Annotated in this window: 13 protein-coding genes; 3 read left to right on the plus strand and 10 right to left on the minus strand. The window is 55.7% G+C overall.

Going from position 1 to position 16,391, the window contains the following annotated elements:
• Positions 1 to 3: 3 nt before the first annotated feature.
• The 5 genes from lpdA to mdh all read right to left on the minus strand — a co-directional run bounded on the left by lpdA (position 4) and on the right by mdh (position 7,723).
• Complete coding sequence (gene lpdA, locus ABJG22_RS00870; RefSeq protein WP_348018347.1) at positions 4 to 1,410, minus strand: dihydrolipoyl dehydrogenase; 1,407 nt, start codon at positions 1,408 to 1,410, stop codon at positions 4 to 6.
• 52 nt (positions 1,411 to 1,462) lie between these two features.
• A complete protein-coding gene (gene odhB / locus ABJG22_RS00875; RefSeq protein ID WP_348018348.1) occupies positions 1,463 to 2,686 on the minus strand; it encodes a 2-oxoglutarate dehydrogenase complex dihydrolipoyllysine-residue succinyltransferase in 1,224 nt (407 codons plus the stop codon).
• A gap of 60 nt (positions 2,687 to 2,746) precedes the next feature.
• Positions 2,747 to 5,533: a 2-oxoglutarate dehydrogenase E1 component gene (locus tag ABJG22_RS00880; RefSeq protein WP_348018349.1), complete on the minus strand. Its 2,787-nt coding sequence runs from the start codon at positions 5,531 to 5,533 to the stop codon at positions 2,747 to 2,749.
• A 52-nt stretch (positions 5,534 to 5,585) separates the two neighbouring features.
• Positions 5,586 to 6,476 (minus strand): succinate--CoA ligase subunit alpha, encoded by an 891-nt coding sequence (gene sucD, locus ABJG22_RS00885; RefSeq protein ID WP_348018350.1) that lies wholly within the window; start codon positions 6,474 to 6,476, stop codon positions 5,586 to 5,588.
• A gap of 284 nt (positions 6,477 to 6,760) precedes the next feature.
• On the minus strand, positions 6,761 to 7,723 hold the full coding sequence (gene mdh, locus ABJG22_RS00890; RefSeq protein WP_348018351.1) for a malate dehydrogenase: 963 nt from the start codon (positions 7,721 to 7,723) through the stop codon (positions 6,761 to 6,763).
• Between the two features lie 335 nt (positions 7,724 to 8,058).
• Between mdh and ABJG22_RS00895 the strand changes: the two genes are divergently transcribed.
• Complete coding sequence (locus ABJG22_RS00895) at positions 8,059 to 9,153, plus strand: hypothetical protein (protein WP_348018352.1); 1,095 nt, start codon at positions 8,059 to 8,061, stop codon at positions 9,151 to 9,153.
• Positions 9,150 to 10,190: a phosphotransferase gene (locus ABJG22_RS00900; RefSeq protein ID WP_348018353.1), complete on the plus strand. Its 1,041-nt coding sequence runs from the start codon at positions 9,150 to 9,152 to the stop codon at positions 10,188 to 10,190. The genes ABJG22_RS00895 and ABJG22_RS00900 overlap by 4 nt, the downstream gene beginning before the upstream one ends.
• Here ABJG22_RS00900 and zapE read toward each other — a convergent pair.
• The 5 genes from zapE to ABJG22_RS00925 all read right to left on the minus strand — a co-directional run bounded on the left by zapE (position 10,187) and on the right by ABJG22_RS00925 (position 14,829).
• Positions 10,187 to 11,302 (minus strand): cell division protein ZapE, encoded by a 1,116-nt coding sequence (zapE, locus tag ABJG22_RS00905; RefSeq protein ID WP_348018354.1) that lies wholly within the window; start codon positions 11,300 to 11,302, stop codon positions 10,187 to 10,189. The two genes, ABJG22_RS00900 and zapE, sit on opposite strands and share 4 nt — an antisense overlap.
• Entirely contained in the window at positions 11,299 to 11,781 is a 483-nt protein-coding gene (locus ABJG22_RS00910; protein WP_348018355.1) for a PaaI family thioesterase, read from the minus strand. The genes zapE and ABJG22_RS00910 overlap by 4 nt, the downstream gene beginning before the upstream one ends.
• 20 nt (positions 11,782 to 11,801) lie before the next feature.
• Entirely contained in the window at positions 11,802 to 12,584 is a 783-nt protein-coding gene (locus tag ABJG22_RS00915; protein WP_348018356.1) for a succinate dehydrogenase iron-sulfur subunit, read from the minus strand.
• 104 nt (positions 12,585 to 12,688) lie between these two features.
• Complete coding sequence (locus ABJG22_RS00920) at positions 12,689 to 13,573, minus strand: alpha/beta hydrolase (protein ID WP_348018357.1); 885 nt, start codon at positions 13,571 to 13,573, stop codon at positions 12,689 to 12,691.
• A 20-nt stretch (positions 13,574 to 13,593) separates the two neighbouring features.
• Positions 13,594 to 14,829: a threonine synthase gene (locus tag ABJG22_RS00925; RefSeq protein ID WP_348018358.1), complete on the minus strand. Its 1,236-nt coding sequence runs from the start codon at positions 14,827 to 14,829 to the stop codon at positions 13,594 to 13,596.
• Positions 14,830 to 15,008: 179 nt separating this feature from the next.
• Here ABJG22_RS00925 and ABJG22_RS00930 point away from each other — a divergent pair, with 179 nt between their 5' ends.
• A complete protein-coding gene (locus tag ABJG22_RS00930; RefSeq protein WP_348018359.1) occupies positions 15,009 to 16,352 on the plus strand; it encodes an oligosaccharide flippase family protein in 1,344 nt (447 codons plus the stop codon).
• Positions 16,353 to 16,391: the final 39 nt, after the last annotated feature.

Consider the following 16,391-nt stretch of genomic DNA (forward strand, 5'->3'; position numbering starts at 1 on the left):
TCTCTACATATGAATCGGCTTGCCCTGCACAGCCATTGCGGCTTCTTTAATCGCTTCGCTGTGCGTTGGATGGGCGTGGCAGGTATAGGCAATATCTTCGGACGTGGCACCAAATTCCATGGCCTGCGTGACCTGTGCGATCATCGTGCCGGCGAGCGAGGAAATGATATGGGCGCCGAGCACCCGGTCACTCTTCGCGTCGGAGATGATTTTCACATAACCGTCCGTATCGCGGTTGGTCTTGGCGCGGCTGTTGGCGGCGAACAGGAATTTGCCGACCTTATATTCGATGCCGCTGTCCTTCACCTCTTCCTCGGTCTTGCCGATGCTGGCAATTTCGGGGTGGGTATAGACGACGCCGGGGATCAGATCGTGGTTCACGATGCCCTGTTGTCCGGCGATAAATTCAGCGGCTGCAATGCCTTCATCTTCGGCCTTATGCGCGAGCATCGGGCCGGGGGTAACATCACCAATGGCATAGACGCCGGGCACTGCGGTCTGGAAGTCATGGCCGACTTCGATCTGGCCGCGATCATTGGTGGCGACACCGGAATTTTCCAGCGCGAGACCATCGATATTCGGCCGGCGACCAATGGCGACCAGCACCACATCGGCTTCCAATGTCTCGCTGTCTCCGCCCTGGGCCGGTTCCATGCTGAGCGTCGCTTTCTTGCCCTTGACCGTACAACCGGTGACCTTGGTTCCGGTCTTGATATCAAAGCCCTGCTTCTTGAAAATCCGCGCGCTGTCTTTGCGGATATTGCCGTCCATGCCGGGCAATATCTGGTCGAGATATTCCACCACCGTCACTTTCGCGCCAAGCCGCAGCCAGACCGAGCCCAGTTCCAGCCCGATCACGCCGCCGCCGATGACGACCATATGGCCGGGGACCTTCGGCAGCTCCAGCGCACCGGTGCTGTCGACGACGATATGTTTGCTATTGTCGACATCAATACCGGGTAGCGGGGTGACCGAAGAGCCGGTGGCGATCAGGACATTTTTCGCGCTATAGCTCTTGTTGCCCACTTTGACGCTATGGGCGCTTTCAAACGCGCCGCGGCCTTTGATCCAGTCGACCTTATTCTTCTTGAACAGCATCGAGATGCCGCCGGTCAGCTCTTTCACAGCCTTGGACTTCTCAGCCAGCATCTGCTTCAGATCCAGCTTCGCGCCGGTCAGTTTCACACCGAATTTCTCGAGCGCGCCGCTATGGGCTTCGTGATAAAGTTCGGATGCGTGCAACATCGCCTTGGACGGGATACAACCGACATTCAGGCAGGTGCCGCCCAGCGTCTCGCGACTTTCTACGCAGGCCGTTTTCAGGCCGAGCTGCGCCGCCCGGATCGCCGCGACATAACCGCCGGGGCCAGAACCAATTACCAGAAGATCATAGTCAAAATTATCGGTCATTTCTTACCTCTTGGTCCGTCATCCTGACACAGGATCAGCATGACGCGTGAAACTAAAGATCAATCAAAAGCCGTGCCGGGTCTTCGATCGCTTCCTTGATCCGCACAAGGAAGGTCACGGCTTCGCGGCCGTCGATCAGACGATGGTCATAGCTGAGCGCCAGATACATCATCGGCCGCGCCTCGATCGATCCGTCGGGCATCACCACCGGACGCTGTTCGATCCGGTGCAAACCGAGAACCGCCGACTGCGGCGGGTTGATGATCGGCGTCGACATCAGCGAACCGAACACGCCACCGTTGGAAATGGTGAAGGTTCCGCCCTTCATATCCGCCATGGTGAGGGTGCCATCTTTGGCACGCTTGCCGAAATCACCAATGGTGTTCTCGACATCGGCAAAGCTCATCGCTTCGGCGTTGCGAATGACAGGAACGACCAAGCCATTGGGCGCGCTCACGGCAACCGAGATATCGACATAGTCATGATAGACGATTTCATCGCCATCAATCTGCGCGTTGACCGATGGAACATCTTTCAGTGCCATGCAGGCCGCTTTCGCAAAAAAGCCCATGAAGCCGAGCTTCACGCCATGCTTCTTGGCGAACAGCTCCTTATATTTTTTGCGCGTTTCGATCACCGCCGTCATATCAACATCGTTGAATGTGGTGAGCAGCGCAGCCGTATCCTGCGCCTCTTTAAGCCGCCGTGCCACGGTCTGACGCAAACGGGTCATCCGGATGCGCTCTTCGTGACGGTTGCCACCCTGCGGCGCTGCTGTCACCGCCTGCGCGTCCACTGTGTCGCCTTTATCGGCGATAGGCGCTGCCTCGGCACCGGACTTCACATATTGCTCGACATCATCTTTGGTCAGCCGGCCATCTTTGCCTGTGCCAGTGATCTGGCTCGGGTCGATACCATGTTTCAGCACCAATCGGCGGACCGATGGGGACAGGGTGATCGAACCGTCCGCTTCTTCTGCCGCTGCAGTGGCCGGAGCCGCCGCTACTTTCGGAGCGGATTTGGCAGGTGCTGCACCGCTTCCGGCTTCGATCGTCGCGATGACCGCGCCAACCCCGACCGTATCGCCAACCGCGACCTGATGCGCACCCATGACACCGGCTTGCGGCGCGGGTACTTCCAACGCCACCTTGTCGGTTTCCAGACTAGCAATCGGTTCATCGGCAGCAACCGCATCGCCAGGCTGCTTGAGCCATTCGCCCAAAGTCGCTTCGGTGATCGATTCGCCCAATACCGGGACTGTTACTTCTGTTGCCATAATATCAACTCTGCTTTCGTAGCTTCCTTTGGCTCTGCCAAAATAGGCAGAAAACCCTTCTTAAGTCGCGTCATGTCCCAATGCCTCGGCGATTAGCCGGGCCTGCTGCTCTTTGTGCCGCGACGCGAGGCCGGTTGCCGGTGAGGCGCCCGCACATCGGCCGGCATAGGCTGGATCACGCGGACCAACGCCCGCCTGCTCCAGACAATCTTCCAAATAGGAACGGACAAAATGCCAGCTGCCGTTATTCTTCGGCTCTTCCTGAGCCCAGATGACGGTTTCTAGATTTTTCATCCGTTTCAGGCGGACCACCAATGGTTCACCCGGGAAGGGATAGAGCTGCTCGATCCGAACAATCGCGGTATTTTTGTCACCGGCTGCATCGCGCGCTTCGATCAGATCATAAGCGACCTTGCCCGAACAGAGCACGAGACGCTTCACATCCTTGTCCGCAGGCGGATTGGTGTCGGACAGGATCCGCATGAAATGATGATCGCCCTGAAAATCTTCCGCTTTTGACACGGCCATTTTGTGCCGCAGCAACGATTTGGGCGTCATGATGATCAAAGGCTTGCGGAACGACCGCAGCATCTGGCGGCGCAGGACGTGGAAATAATTGGCCGGGGTGGTGATATTCGCCACCTGGATATTATCCTGTGCGCACAATTGCAGGAACCGTTCCAGCCGTGCCGAACTATGTTCCGGTCCCTGGCCTTCATAACCATGGGGCAGCAGCATGACGAGGCCATTGGCGCGCAGCCACTTGGCTTCGCCCGACGCGACAAACTGATCGATCATGATCTGCGCGCCATTGGCAAAATCACCAAATTGCGCTTCCCAAAGCACCAAAGTTTTCGGATCGGCACCGGCATAGCCATATTCAAAGCCGAGCACGCCATATTCACTCAAGGGGCTGTCCAGCACTTCGAACCGGCCATGGGGCACCGTGCTCAAAGGCACATATTTTTCTTCACTGCCCTGATCGACCCAGACGGCGTGGCGCTGCGAAAAGGTACCGCGACCACTGTCCTGCCCGGAGAGGCGCACATTATAGCCTTCCGAAACCAGCGAACCATAAGCCAGCGCTTCACCGGTGGCCCAATCGAAATTCTCGCCCGCCGCGAACATTTTTGCCTTGGCGTCGAGAACCCGGCCCAAAGTCTTGTGAATCTTATGCCCTTCGGGAACAGTCGTCAGCGTCCGGCCAAGGCTATCGAATAATTTGGCGTCAATCGCCGTTTCAACATTGCGCCGCGCACTTTCCGGATCGGCCGGAATATGCAGGCCCTGCCAGCGACCACCAAACCAGTCAGCCTTGTCGGCTTTATAGTCGGCTGCTGCCTTGAATTCGGTTTCCAGTTGCGCAGAAAATGCGGCGCGCGTGCCATTGCCCCAATCCGCATCAATCAAACCTTCGTCGATCAACCGCTGCTCGTACAGCTTGCTAACCTTGGGATGCTTTTTAATCGCAGCATACATGACCGGCTGGGTGAAGCTGGGTTCGTCGCCTTCATTATGACCGAAGCGGCGATAGCACCACATGTCGATCACGATATCCCGGCCAAAGCGCTGGCGGAATTCAATCGCAATTTTGCAGGCAAAGGTCACTGCTTCCGGATCATCGCCATTCACATGGAAAATCGGGGCCTGCACACCTTTCGCGACGTCGGACGGATAGGGCGAGGAGCGAGCAAATTGCGGGCTGGTGGTGAAACCGATCTGGTTGTTGATCACGAAATGGATACAGCCGCCAGTGTTATAGCCACGGATACCGGAGAAGCCGAGACACTCCCAGACAATGCCTTGCCCAGCAAAGGCGGCATCGCCGTGAATCAATACCGGCAGAACCTGATCATGTTTTTCCAAATCGTCGCGCGCCACTTGCTGCGCCCGAACCTTGCCGAGCACCACCGGGTCCACCGCTTCGAGATGCGATGGATTGGGCACAAGGCTCATATGGACATTGATGCCGTCAAATTCGCGGTCGGTGCTGGTGCCGAGGTGATATTTCACATCGCCGGAGCCACCGACATCTTCCGGGCTGGCCGAGCCGCCGTGAAATTCGTGGAAGATCACTTTATAAGGCTTTGCCATCACATTGGCGAGAATGTTCAGACGGCCACGATGGGCCATGCCATAGACGATATCGCGGACACCGGATTGCCCGCCATATTTGATGATATTTTCCAATGCCGGCAACATCGATTCGCCGCCATCGAGACCGAAACGCTTGGTCCCGACATATTTCTTGCCGAGGAAATTCTCATATTCCTCGCCCTCGATCACCTTGTTGAGGATCGCTTTCTTGCCTTCCGGCGTGAAGTGGATTTCGGCGTCTTTGCCTTCCATCCGATCCTGCAGGAAGCGCCGTTCCTCAATGTCGGCAATATGCATATATTCTAGACCGACCGAGCCGCAATAATTGGCGCGCAACACGGCCTCGATTTCGCGAATGGACGCTGTTTCAAAACCCAATACGCCACCCAAAAAGATCGGTTTATCCATTTCGTCAGCGGTGAAGCCGTGAAATTCCGGAGTCAGGTCAGCCGGTTCTTCCAACTTGGAAAGGCCCAACGGATCCAGATTGGCACCCAGATGCCCGCGCACCCGATAGGTACGGATCAACATCATCGCACGGATCGATTTCTCCGCTGCCTCACCGACTTCGGCGTCGGACATAGCCTTGCCGGACTTCGCCGCCGCAGCTTTGATCTCGACGCCCATTTGCGTCGGATCGAGCGCGCTGTTCAGCTCATCCGCGGCATCAATCGGCCAATGTTTCTTCTGCCAGCTCGGGCCTGCTTCCTTTTCGGAAGTACCTATAAATTCCTGACCTTCTAGTCCCATGATCTTTTCCTTGGGGAGGGTGACCCTCCGCTCACGCAGAGGGCCATATAATCTAGACCAATTCTTTCAGCATCGCATCCAATGTGGTGCCAAGCTCTGACGGGCTTGGTGACACGCGGATGCCGGCCGCTTCCATTGCCGCAATCTTGTCTTCCGCGCCGCCTTTGCCGCCAGACACAATCGCGCCCGCATGACCCATCCGACGTCCCGGAGGAGCCGTAAGACCAGCGATGAAGCCAACCGTTGGTTTCGAACGGCCCTTCTTGGCTTCGTCAGCGAGGAATTGCGCCGCTTCTTCTTCGGCGCTGCCGCCAATTTCACCAATCATGATCATCGATTTGGTTTCATCATCGGCCAGGAACAATTCCAGCACGTCGATGAAGTTGGTACCGTTGACCGGGTCACCACCAATGCCGACCGCTGTGGTCTGGCCAAGGCCAACCGCTGTGGTCTGGTGCACCGCTTCATAGGTCAAAGTGCCGGAACGCGAGACCACGCCGACCGAGCCCTTCTGGAAAATGCTGCCGGGCATGATGCCGATCTTGCATTCATCGGGGGTCAGGACGCCGGGGCAGTTGGGGCCGATCAGGCGCGACTTGCTGCCCTGGAGCGCGCGCTTGACGCGCACCATGTCGAGCACCGGAACGCCCTCGGTAATCGCGACGATCAGCTCGATCTCGGCATCGATCGCTTCGAGGATCGAGTCCGCTGCAAATGGCGGCGGAACATATACAACAGAAGCGGTCGCGCCGGTCGCGTCTTTCGCCTCCGCAACCGTGTCAAAGTTCGGCAGACCGATATGGGTCGTGCCACCCTTGCCCGGCGTAACGCCCGCAACCATCTGCGTGCCATAAGCCAAAGCCTGTTCCGTGTGGAACGTACCGGTATTGCCGGTCATGCCCTGGGTGATAACCTTGGTATTTTTGTCGATTAAAATAGACATATAGATTCCCTTTTAATTCAATAACGATGCGATGAGGACTGCCACCAAATTCATTGCAATATGCGAGACACTTCGCGACAAAGACGGATTGGGTTGCGTCTTGATGTATCTATTCACCACCAATACGAAGGTCGGTATCGCGATACCTAAGATAGCTAATCGAATCGAGTACCATGCAATTCCAAAAGTGAGCACGAACGAAACTAGCGAAATCCACCATTCACTCTTGGCCATATGCCAGAACTGGACAATTCGCACTTCGCGATCAGTGGAATAGATTTTGTTCACGCCAGCGAGCTATCCAGCCCCTTACAAGCCACCAGCAATTCTTTCACTGCATCAACCGACACGTTGAAATTGGCTTTCGCTTCATCACTCAACTCGATCTCGATAATTTTCTCGACACCGTCTTTGCCGATAATCACCGGCACGCCGACATAGAGATCGTCAACGCCATATTGGCCGGTCAGATGCGCGGCGGCTGGTAGCACGCGGCGTTTGTCCTTGAGATAGCTTTCCGCCATCATGATCGCGCTGGTTGCCGGTGCATAATAAGCCGAGCCATTGCCGAGCAGACCAACGATCTCGCCGCCGCCCTTGCGGGTACGGTCGACAATCGCGTCGATTTTTTCCTGCGTGGTCCAGCCCATTTTGATGAGATCGGGGATCGGGATGCCAGCAACCGTTGAATAAGCCGGAACCGGAACCATCGTATCGCCGTGGCCGCCAAGAACGAACGCGGTGACATCTTCAACCGAGACTTCAAATTCGTCAGCCAGGAAGTGACGGAAGCGCGCACTGTCGAGAACGCCGGCCATGCCGACCACCTTGTTGTGCGGCAGACCAGAAAATTCGCGCAAAGCCCAAACCATCGCGTCGAGCGGGTTGGTGATGCAGATAACAAAAGCATCCGGCGCGTTGGCAGCAATGCCTTCGCCAACTGCCTTCATCACCTTCAGGTTGATACCGATCAGATCATCGCGGCTCATGCCAGGCTTGCGCGCAACACCGGCGGTCACGATGATCACATCGGCGCCAGCAATATCGGCATAATCATTGCTGCCTTTAAGATTGCTATCAAAACCATCCACTGGCGCGGCCTGGCTAAGATCAAGCGCCTTGCCTGCTGGCATGCCCTCGGCAATATCAAATAGGACGACATCTCCCATTTCCTTGGAAGCTGCGAGGTGGGCGAGCGTGCCGCCAATCATGCCTGCGCCGATCAGCGCAATCTTGTTACGGGCCATGTGGAAAATTCTCCTAAGAATAGAGTCGAAAACGGATATTAAGGGCAGGATTAGGCCCCTATTCTGACAAATTCAACCGCAGATAGCAGCATTTTACCTGCTATCTTTGCAAATAGTTCGCAATAGCAATAGTGCATGCCAAATTCGTCAAATATTCACCATATTGGCGGCTGCAACCAACATCGGAACCGGAAGAACATAGTTCTCCGCCCATCGGATTTCATTCCACCCCCATTGGCCTTGCCCAAAGTACAAAACATGCTTCCAACTCTTCCAATCTTTTGCGTTGCAAAGTGAAATTGAAATGGCATGATACAAGCCTTGGGAGAGAATATATGCTGACAAAAGGCGACGATTATCCGCTGCATCAAAGCCCGGAACCGATAGCGCTATCCGGCGGAAACCGGAACTTTTATGATCGCTATTTCTTCAACGGCTATTCACCCGACGGCAGCATCTTCTTCGCCGTTGCGCTGGGCATCTATCCCCAACTCGACATCATGGACGCCGCCTTTTGCGTCAGCATTGACGGCAAGCAGCATAATCTGCGCGCTTCCAAACGCATGGGAAGTGAAAGGCTGGACCTCACCGTCGGGCCGATCACCGTCACGATTGTCGAACCGCTGCAAAAGCTCCGCTTGACGGTTTCCGGTAATGATAGCCCGATCACGGCGGATATCACTCTCACCGCCCGTCATCAGCCGATCGAGGAACCCCGCTTCATCCGCCGCGAAGGGCCAAGGCTGATGATGGACTATACCAGAATGACGCAAAACGGCGACTGGTCGGGCATAATCACCGTCGATGGTCAGGATATAGATATCGGCAATTGCCGTGGAACCCGCGACCGCAGCTGGGGCATTCGTCCCATCGGCGCAGCGGAATCACAACCACCGCCAGCCGGAGCTTTCCCGCAATTCTGGTGGCTGTGGACTCCGCTCAATTTCGACGATCATTGCGGATTCTTTCACAGCAATGATGACGGGGAAGGCGTGCCATGGAACCGGCGCGGCGTGGTCGATACTATCTCCGGAGACGCGCTGGAATTCGAGCCCGAAGCGATTGCACTCAACTACCATTCGGGTTCTCGCCGTATCAAGCAAGTAGAGCTTGAAACCGGCAATGGATCGCTCTCGATCACGCCTCGCACCGGCGATGCAGCGCGCACATTCTATATGTCAGGCCTCGGTTATATGCATCCGGACTGGGGCCATGGCATGGATCACGGCGATCTCGACGTCGCTTATGATATCATCACTCTGGACCCTGCACCGACGATCGATATGACCACCATCCATATTCAGGCGCTGAGCGATGCAGTGCTGACGGCCGATGGCAAAGAACAGCGCGGCATCGGGGTGATCGAACAATTGTTCATCGGCCCGCACGCCACCAGTGGGCTTAGTGGAATCATGGACCCCGCAGCATGAGCGCCCAGTTTCCTCTGCGCCCGGAAGAATTCGAGACAGGGTTCATCGAAGAGGTTTTTGGCGCTGCGACGGGATCGCTCCGATCGCTGACCCATGAACCGGTTGGCACAGGCCAGATCTGCGATAGCTATCGCTTCACATGCGACTGGGCTGAAGATGGCCACCCCGAAACGTTCATCGCCAAATGCCCCAGCGCCGATCCGACAAGCCGGGGCGCCGCCGCGATCTTTCACCTCTATGATATGGAAGTCGGCTGGTATCGCGATGTTGCCGACGATTGTCAGACCCTCTGCCCGAAATCCTATCATGCCGATATCGCGGACAATGAACAAGAATTTGTCCTGCTGCTCGAAGATATGGCGCCGGCATCTCAGGGTGATCAATTGGCGGGTGCCTCATTGACGCAAGTCGAAACAACGCTGGCCGAGGCCGCTGCGCTCCATAATTTCACGCCTGAAGGCGGGTTCGACAATCTGAAATGGCTCCATCACAGTGCCGGCAACAGCCAGTTTCTGGAGAATAGCCTCGCCGCTGGTTACCCGGCTTTTCGCGAACGATTTTCTGCATTGCTCGCGGCCGATATTTTGGATTTGGGTCAGCAACTGGTTGACGGCATCGGCACCTATGTATCGCATGAAACTGGACAGCCGACGATCACCCATGGCGATATGCGGCTGGATAATATCTTGTTCCACCAAGATGATCGATTGGCCGCTCTGGTAGACTGGCAGACCTGCTCGCTGGGCAATCCCGCCAATGACGTGGCCTATATGATCGGAACCAGCTTCGCTGATCCAGCGGTCCGGCGGAAACAGGAGGCACAGCTTGTCCGCGACTATCTAAACCGGCGCACAGATGCCCCGGACTTTGATGCCTTCTGGATAGAATATCGCCGTCATGCCTTTTCCGGATTCATCATGGCGATCAACGCTTCACTGCATGTTGAACAGACAGAACGGGGAGACAAGATGTTCGCGGCAATGGCGGAAAGGCCGGCACAAATGGCGATAGATCTGGATAGCTTAAGTCTGCTCTAAACCGCCGCCCCATGGCCCAGCGCCAGATAGTCATCAGACTGCATCTCCAGCAATCGTGATGCGGTCCGCGCAAATTCAAAGCTGCCATCGCCTTCCGGATATAAAACATCCGGCTCCGCATCTGCCGCCGCCAAAAGCTTCACCTTATACTCGTAAAGTGCGTCAATCAGCGTCACGAAACGGGCCGCTTCGTTGCGATTCTCTTTGGAAAGCACCGGAATGCCGACAATGATCACGCTATGATAATGCCGGGCAATGGCCAGATAATCCTGAGCACCCCGGGCCTCTGCACAGAGCCGCTTGAACGAAAAGACACCGACACCTTTGAGCGATTTCGGTACGGTCAAATTGCGGCCACCCTGCACCGCGATTTCCGCGGACGGGACGTGTTCGCGATCCTCGGGCGGATAGTCAGTCAGGCGGAAAAAAGCTTCACTCAATGCCTTGGTCGCCGCCTCTCCGTTTGGAACATGCCAAAGATCGACGCCGCCCAAACGCTCCCGTCGATAATCGGTGGGGCCATTGAGTGAAATGACATCAAGCTGGGTTTTGAGCAGATCAATGAATGGCAGAAAATGCTCGCGGTTGAGGCCATCTTTATACAGATCATCGGGCGGGCGATTGGAGGTCGTCACGATCGTTACCCCCGCCTCGACCAACCCGGTGAACAGCCGCGACATGATCATCGCGTCGGCGCTGTTATTCACCACCATTTCGTCGAAAGCCAGAAAGCGCGCTTCGGCAGCCAAGGCCTTTGCCACCGGTATGATCGGGTCGCCCTGCTCCTTCTTCCGCTCGACATTGAGCCGCGCATGCACATCGAGCATGAATTCATGAAAATGGGCGCGTTTCTTCCGGTGGATGGCAAGATTATTGTAGAACAAGTCCATCAACATCGATTTGCCGCGCCCCACCCCGCCCCACATATAAATGCCCTTGGGTGCCGATGGCTTATTACCAAATGCACGCCATAATATGCTGCCCCGGGGCGGTACTGCTTCCAACCCTTCCTGCAATTGAGCAAGTCGTTTGGCGCAGACATCCTGATCCGCATCAGGCTTCAGCTCTCCCTGCGCGATCAAGTCCTGATAGCGCTGGTAAAAACTGCTCATTTTGCGCGCGGTGCCTTTTTCACGATGGCCGTAAAGGAGGCCATATTGTCCTGCCCGTCCTGCCCCTGCACAACCAGCCCGCGCATGAATAGAAACCGTCCGGTTTCACGGGTGATTTCGACTTGCGCCTCAAGCGGCTCATTCATCCGCGCAGCACCAATGAAATGCGTCTGTAATTCCAGCGTCACGGCATAACCGGATGGCCCGAGTTCCAGAACCCGCATCGCTGCGAAGAGCGAACAATCGATAAAGCCCATCATCGTTCCGCCGTGGACGACATCGCCGAGGTTGCGGTGCTTGCGTTCGGGGAACATGCGAACCCGCGCAATATCATCGCCTAGCCCGTCGCCGCCACGCCGGACAATCATCCGACCCAGAAAGCTATTATAGCAATCGGGATCAGTCAGCACCCACGTATTCCAGCCCGGATAGTCCGGGTCAGGATCGCTGATGACAAAATTACGCTCGGCTTCAGTCATGGTTTGAGCCTGCGTTCGAATCAGATTTCGCGCGCGGCGGTCATCTTCTTGATCTCGGCAATCGCCTTCGCCGGGGAAAGCCCCTTCGGACAGGCGTTTGCGCAATTCATGATCGTATGGCAGCGATAGAGCCGGAACGGATCTTCCAGTTCGTCGAGCCGGTCACCAGTCATTTCATCACGGCTGTCGGCTAGCCAGCGATAGGCTTGTAGCAAAATTGCGGGCCCAAGGAACTTGTCGCTATTCCACCAATAGCTAGGGCAGCTGGTCTGGCAGCAGGCACATAGGATGCACTCATATAGACCATCCAATTTGCTACGATCTTCTGGTGATTGCAGCCGCTCTTTGCCCGATGGTGTCGGCGTAACCGTTTTCAGCCAAGGCTGGATCGAGGCATATTGGGCGTAGAAATGGGTGAAATCGGGAACCAAATCCTTGATCACTTCCATATGCGGAAGCGGCGTTATGGTGACCTTATTGCCACAATCTTCAATCGCCGTGGTGCAGGCAAGGCCATTTTTACCGTTGATATTCATCGCACAGGAGCCGCAAATGCCTTCGCGGCAAGACCGGCGGAAGGTCAGAGTCGCATCCTGCTCGGACTTCATCTTGATCAGCGCATCAAGCACCATCGGTCCGCAATCTTCTGTGTCGATTTCGAACGTATCATAGCGGGGGTTTTCGCCCTTGTCGGGATCGTAGCGATAAACTTTAAACGGCCGCTTCTTGCCCCCGGTGAGCGCTTTATACATTTCGCCGGTTTTGCGAATCTTGCTATTCTTGGGGAGCGTAAAAGTAGCCATGTCTATCGGATTCCCTTGTTCTGCGGATCGACATAACCAAGAAATGTCAGTATCTCAACCGTTTTGCACTGCAAAATAGCTAGTGTCGCTTCCGATATCTGAAATCAGTGGTGGCGTTCGAAAAAAGCAACCATATCATCCAGCACCGGGGCTTTGTGACGGAATGGTTTCGCCAACGCCATCATGATCTCTAGATGGTCTATATCGGGATATTCGACATATTCAGCTTCTCCCCCCGCACTGCGAATTTTCTCGCGCAATATCTTGCTATTACGAGGCCTGACCTGTGTGTCATCGGTGCCGCTGGACAACCAAAGAGGCGGCGCATCGGGTCGGACAAAATTAACCGGCTGAGTCAGTTCGGGAGCGTGATAGTCACCAAAGCTCTGCTTCGTGGTTTCGGAATCAAAAGGATAAAAATCATAGGGGCCCGCCAGCGCCGCTACGCCCTTGATCAAATCCGGCGACTTGCCTTCGCGCCCCAGCCATTGCCGGTCCAGCGCCAACATCATCGCGTTATAAGCACCTGCAGATTGCCCAGAGAGAAATATCCGATCCACATCGCCACCATGGCCGCCAATATGATTGTGCACCCAGGCAAGCGCCTTCGCACTATCTTCTAGAAAACCGGGAAAGCGGGTTTCAGGGAACAGCCGATAATCCGGTAACACTACTATATAGCCCCGATTGGCTAGAGCCCGGCCAGTGAAAGCATATTGATCTTTCGCGCCATCGCGCCAGCCACCCCCATAGATGAAAACGACAACGGGAAGTGGTTCGGTTGCAGCCGTTTTCGGGGCCCATATATTGAGGCCTAGGCTCAGTTCCTCATCATAAATCTGGTCCTGCACCAGCAGTGTGGCATTGCCGTCACCCGGTATGACATTATTGGCCATATCCAGCTGCTTGGGTCCCGGCTGCGAGAAAAACCACCAGGCAAAACCGCCGCATGCCAATAGCAACACACCCATGATGACAAACCATTTCATACCTAACCTTAACCGGCAGCTCAACCGCTGGCAATGAGGCTCCAGTCAATCGGCTGATGGCGGTCCAGTGCCGCATCGGCAGCGGGCATGGGATATTTGAGTCCGTTGCCACAGTTGAACAGGACCACGCGATCGCTCTTGCTGATCAGGCCTTCCTCCAGCGATTTTAGATAGGCGGCAGCGGTAGCCGCACCTTCCGGACAGAGCAGCAGCCCGTCCTCCTGCCCTATCCGTTGTTGTGCCGCGATTACGGCGTCATCATCGACGGCGATTCCGAAACCGCCCGATTCGCGAACAGCACGCAGAATCAGGAAATCGCCAATCGCTGCTGGCACCCGGATACCCGCAGCCACCGTGTGGGCATTTTCCCATAACGGGGCATGGTCGAGGCCTTTTTCCCAAGCATCAACAATCGGTGCGCAGCCACTGGCCTGCACCGCAACCATACGCGGCCGCTTGGACCCTATGAAACCAATGGCTTCCAGTTCGTCAAAAGCCTTCCACATCCCAATTAGGCCCGTACCGCCGCCGGTCGGATAGAAAATCACATCCGGCACTTCCCAGCCCAATTGCTCGACCAGCTCCAGTCCCATCGTCTTCTTGCCTTCGATCCGGTAAGGCTCTTTCAACGTCGACAGGTTGAACCAATTCATGTCCGCTTCACCATCTGCGACAATCTTGCCGCAATCGTTGATCAGACCATTCACCCGCCAGACTTTGCCGCCTTGCAGAGCAATCTCACGGACGTTCACTTCTGGCGTATCATCGGGACAGAAAACAAAAGCCTCCATCCCGGCCCGCTGGGCATAGGCCGCCATAGCAGCCCCGGCATTGCCGTTGGTCGGCATCGCCAGTCTTTCCAGGCCCAGTTCCCTCGCCATCGATACCGCCATGACCAAACCCCGCGCCTTGAACGATCCCGTTGGCAGACGGCCTTCATCTTTGACGATCACATTGGCCCCAAGCGAGTTGTCGAGCGTGATTAGGGGCGTCATCTCTTCACCCAACGAAACAATATTCGCGGCGCTCGTGACCGGTAACAGCTCCCGATAGCGCCAGAGATCAGCAGCTCGGTCGGCCAGCGTTTCTTTGGTAAAATGCTCGGCGATCGCCGCCAAGTCATAGCGCACCAGTATCGGCGCGCCCGCAGGTGATAAATTCTGTACCGTTCCTACGGGTAAAACATCTCCGGTTTTGGAACATTCCAGATGGGTGACGAAATTGGCGATATCCGCCGTGCGATTGTTATGATTCATGCCACTTAGCTAGCACCAGCCGTCCGGCAGGCTACCAAAAAATTCGCATTTGGGTGATCGTCAGCCGTCCGCCTCAGCTTTTTCAAAAGGCGACGAAGCAACAGAGGTGTAGAAAAAGCTGGATTTTGCGATAAAGAGAGGGTCAACTGCCTGATCATCAAATAGAAAAGTAAAAACTTGTGTCGCGAAAGTTGTTCACCAAATGGGCCCACAGCGAAGACTCGCTCGTTCGGGTTTTCCGGAACAGCAGTTGGCTGTTTTCCGCCAAGGGTGTGGGGGCAGTTCTCAGTATTTTCTATCTTGCGATATTGACCAGAACATTGGGCGTTGCGGGCTTTGGTGAATTCATGGTCATCGTCGGCGCGGTCCAGGTCCTCGCGGCAATATTGAAGCTCCAGACTTGGCAAGCCGTCGTACAGTTTGGCGTACCATATTTATTGGCCGGCCAGAATCAGGCGTTCCGCAAATTGTCAGCTCAGAATTTCTGGATCGAACTCATCGGCGGACTGGTTGCATGCGGCGCCTTGTGGTTGATGCTTCCCTATGGCGCGTCGCAATTTGGCTGGAGTGATTCCATCAAGACTGCGATCTTGGGATATGGCGCGATTGTCTTTCTGTCGGTCCGGTCCACTCCAATTGGCATATTGCGCGCCCAAGATCGCTTCGGCGGCAATGCTTTCGGCGATGCGATCGTTCCGATCGTGCGCTTCGTTGGTGCGTTCGCCCTGTTTTTGACCACCGCTTCAATGACCGGCTTTTTGATTATCTGGGGACTTTCCGAATTTATCAGCTTTTTGGTGATGTGGTTGATGGTGTGGCGGCGGCATGAGACCGACCATCCGTTGCGTGACGCATCGGCTAGCGCCGCAAATCCGCCAAGTCGACGAGAATTTGTTGCATTTCTGCTGTTCACCAATCTCGCCTATCTGGTCAACGTGATCCGCGAACGATTGGTGGTTGTGATAGTCGGGCTTGTTGTCGGACCAGCAGCAGCGGGTTTATTCCGTCTGGCGGACCAGCTTGCCAACAGCCTCAACCGGCTTGCTGATGTTTTTGCGCGACCTTTGTTTGCAGAGCTATCCCGACTATTCGCAATCGGCCAGTCGCGCAAATTGCGCGCGCTGTTCTGGCGATCTCTCCGGGTTTCCGCAATCAGCGGCGGCGTCCTCTTCATCGGCCTTTTGCTGCTGGGGAAAAACATCATCACCCTCATTTCCGGTCCGGAATATCTTGCCGCTTTCCCGATATTGCTACTACTCGGTGCTGCGACCATTATCAGCTTGTCAGGCTTAGGTCTTGAGCCATTGCTGCAGGCGGCCGGTCGCGCACGAAATGCGCTTGTCGCGCGGGTCAGCGGACTGGTCGCGCTGGGGTTCCTCATGCTTATATTCTTACCCAAGTTCGGGACGATTGGCGCGGCGTGGGTGATGTTGATCTCCGCGATCTTGACGACCGGCATGCTGTTCTTCTCCAGTCGGGCAGCCATCACCCAACCCAAACAGCGCCCGTCGAAATCCGGATAGACATAAAAAAGGCGACCCGCAGGCCGCCTTTTTGAATTT

Origin of the sequence: Parasphingorhabdus sp. (genome assembly GCF_039939955.1) — a bacterium.
In the GTDB taxonomy this organism is placed as follows: domain Bacteria; phylum Pseudomonadota; class Alphaproteobacteria; order Sphingomonadales; family Sphingomonadaceae; genus Parasphingorhabdus.

What these genes read in the sequence shown, in the direction of transcription:
- lpdA (WP_348018347.1), bottom strand. Translation starts at nt 1,410, where the DNA reads ATGACCGATAATTTTGACTATGATCTTCTGGTAATTGGTTCTGGCCCC.
- odhB (WP_348018348.1), bottom strand. Translation starts at nt 2,686, where the DNA reads ATGGCAACAGAAGTAACAGTCCCGGTATTGGGCGAATCGATCACCGAA.
- ABJG22_RS00880 (WP_348018349.1), bottom strand. Translation starts at nt 5,533, where the DNA reads ATGGGACTAGAAGGTCAGGAATTTATAGGTACTTCCGAAAAGGAAGCA.
- sucD (WP_348018350.1), bottom strand. Translation starts at nt 6,476, where the DNA reads ATGTCTATTTTAATCGACAAAAATACCAAGGTTATCACCCAGGGCATG.
- mdh (WP_348018351.1), bottom strand. Translation starts at nt 7,723, where the DNA reads ATGGCCCGTAACAAGATTGCGCTGATCGGCGCAGGCATGATTGGCGGC.
- ABJG22_RS00895 (WP_348018352.1), top strand. Translation starts at nt 8,059, where the DNA reads ATGCTGACAAAAGGCGACGATTATCCGCTGCATCAAAGCCCGGAACCG.
- ABJG22_RS00900 (WP_348018353.1), top strand. Translation starts at nt 9,150, where the DNA reads ATGAGCGCCCAGTTTCCTCTGCGCCCGGAAGAATTCGAGACAGGGTTC.
- zapE (WP_348018354.1), bottom strand. Translation starts at nt 11,302, where the DNA reads ATGAGCAGTTTTTACCAGCGCTATCAGGACTTGATCGCGCAGGGAGAG.
- ABJG22_RS00910 (WP_348018355.1), bottom strand. Translation starts at nt 11,781, where the DNA reads ATGACTGAAGCCGAGCGTAATTTTGTCATCAGCGATCCTGACCCGGAC.
- ABJG22_RS00915 (WP_348018356.1), bottom strand. Translation starts at nt 12,584, where the DNA reads ATGGCTACTTTTACGCTCCCCAAGAATAGCAAGATTCGCAAAACCGGC.
- ABJG22_RS00920 (WP_348018357.1), bottom strand. Translation starts at nt 13,573, where the DNA reads ATGAAATGGTTTGTCATCATGGGTGTGTTGCTATTGGCATGCGGCGGT.
- ABJG22_RS00925 (WP_348018358.1), bottom strand. Translation starts at nt 14,829, where the DNA reads ATGAATCATAACAATCGCACGGCGGATATCGCCAATTTCGTCACCCAT.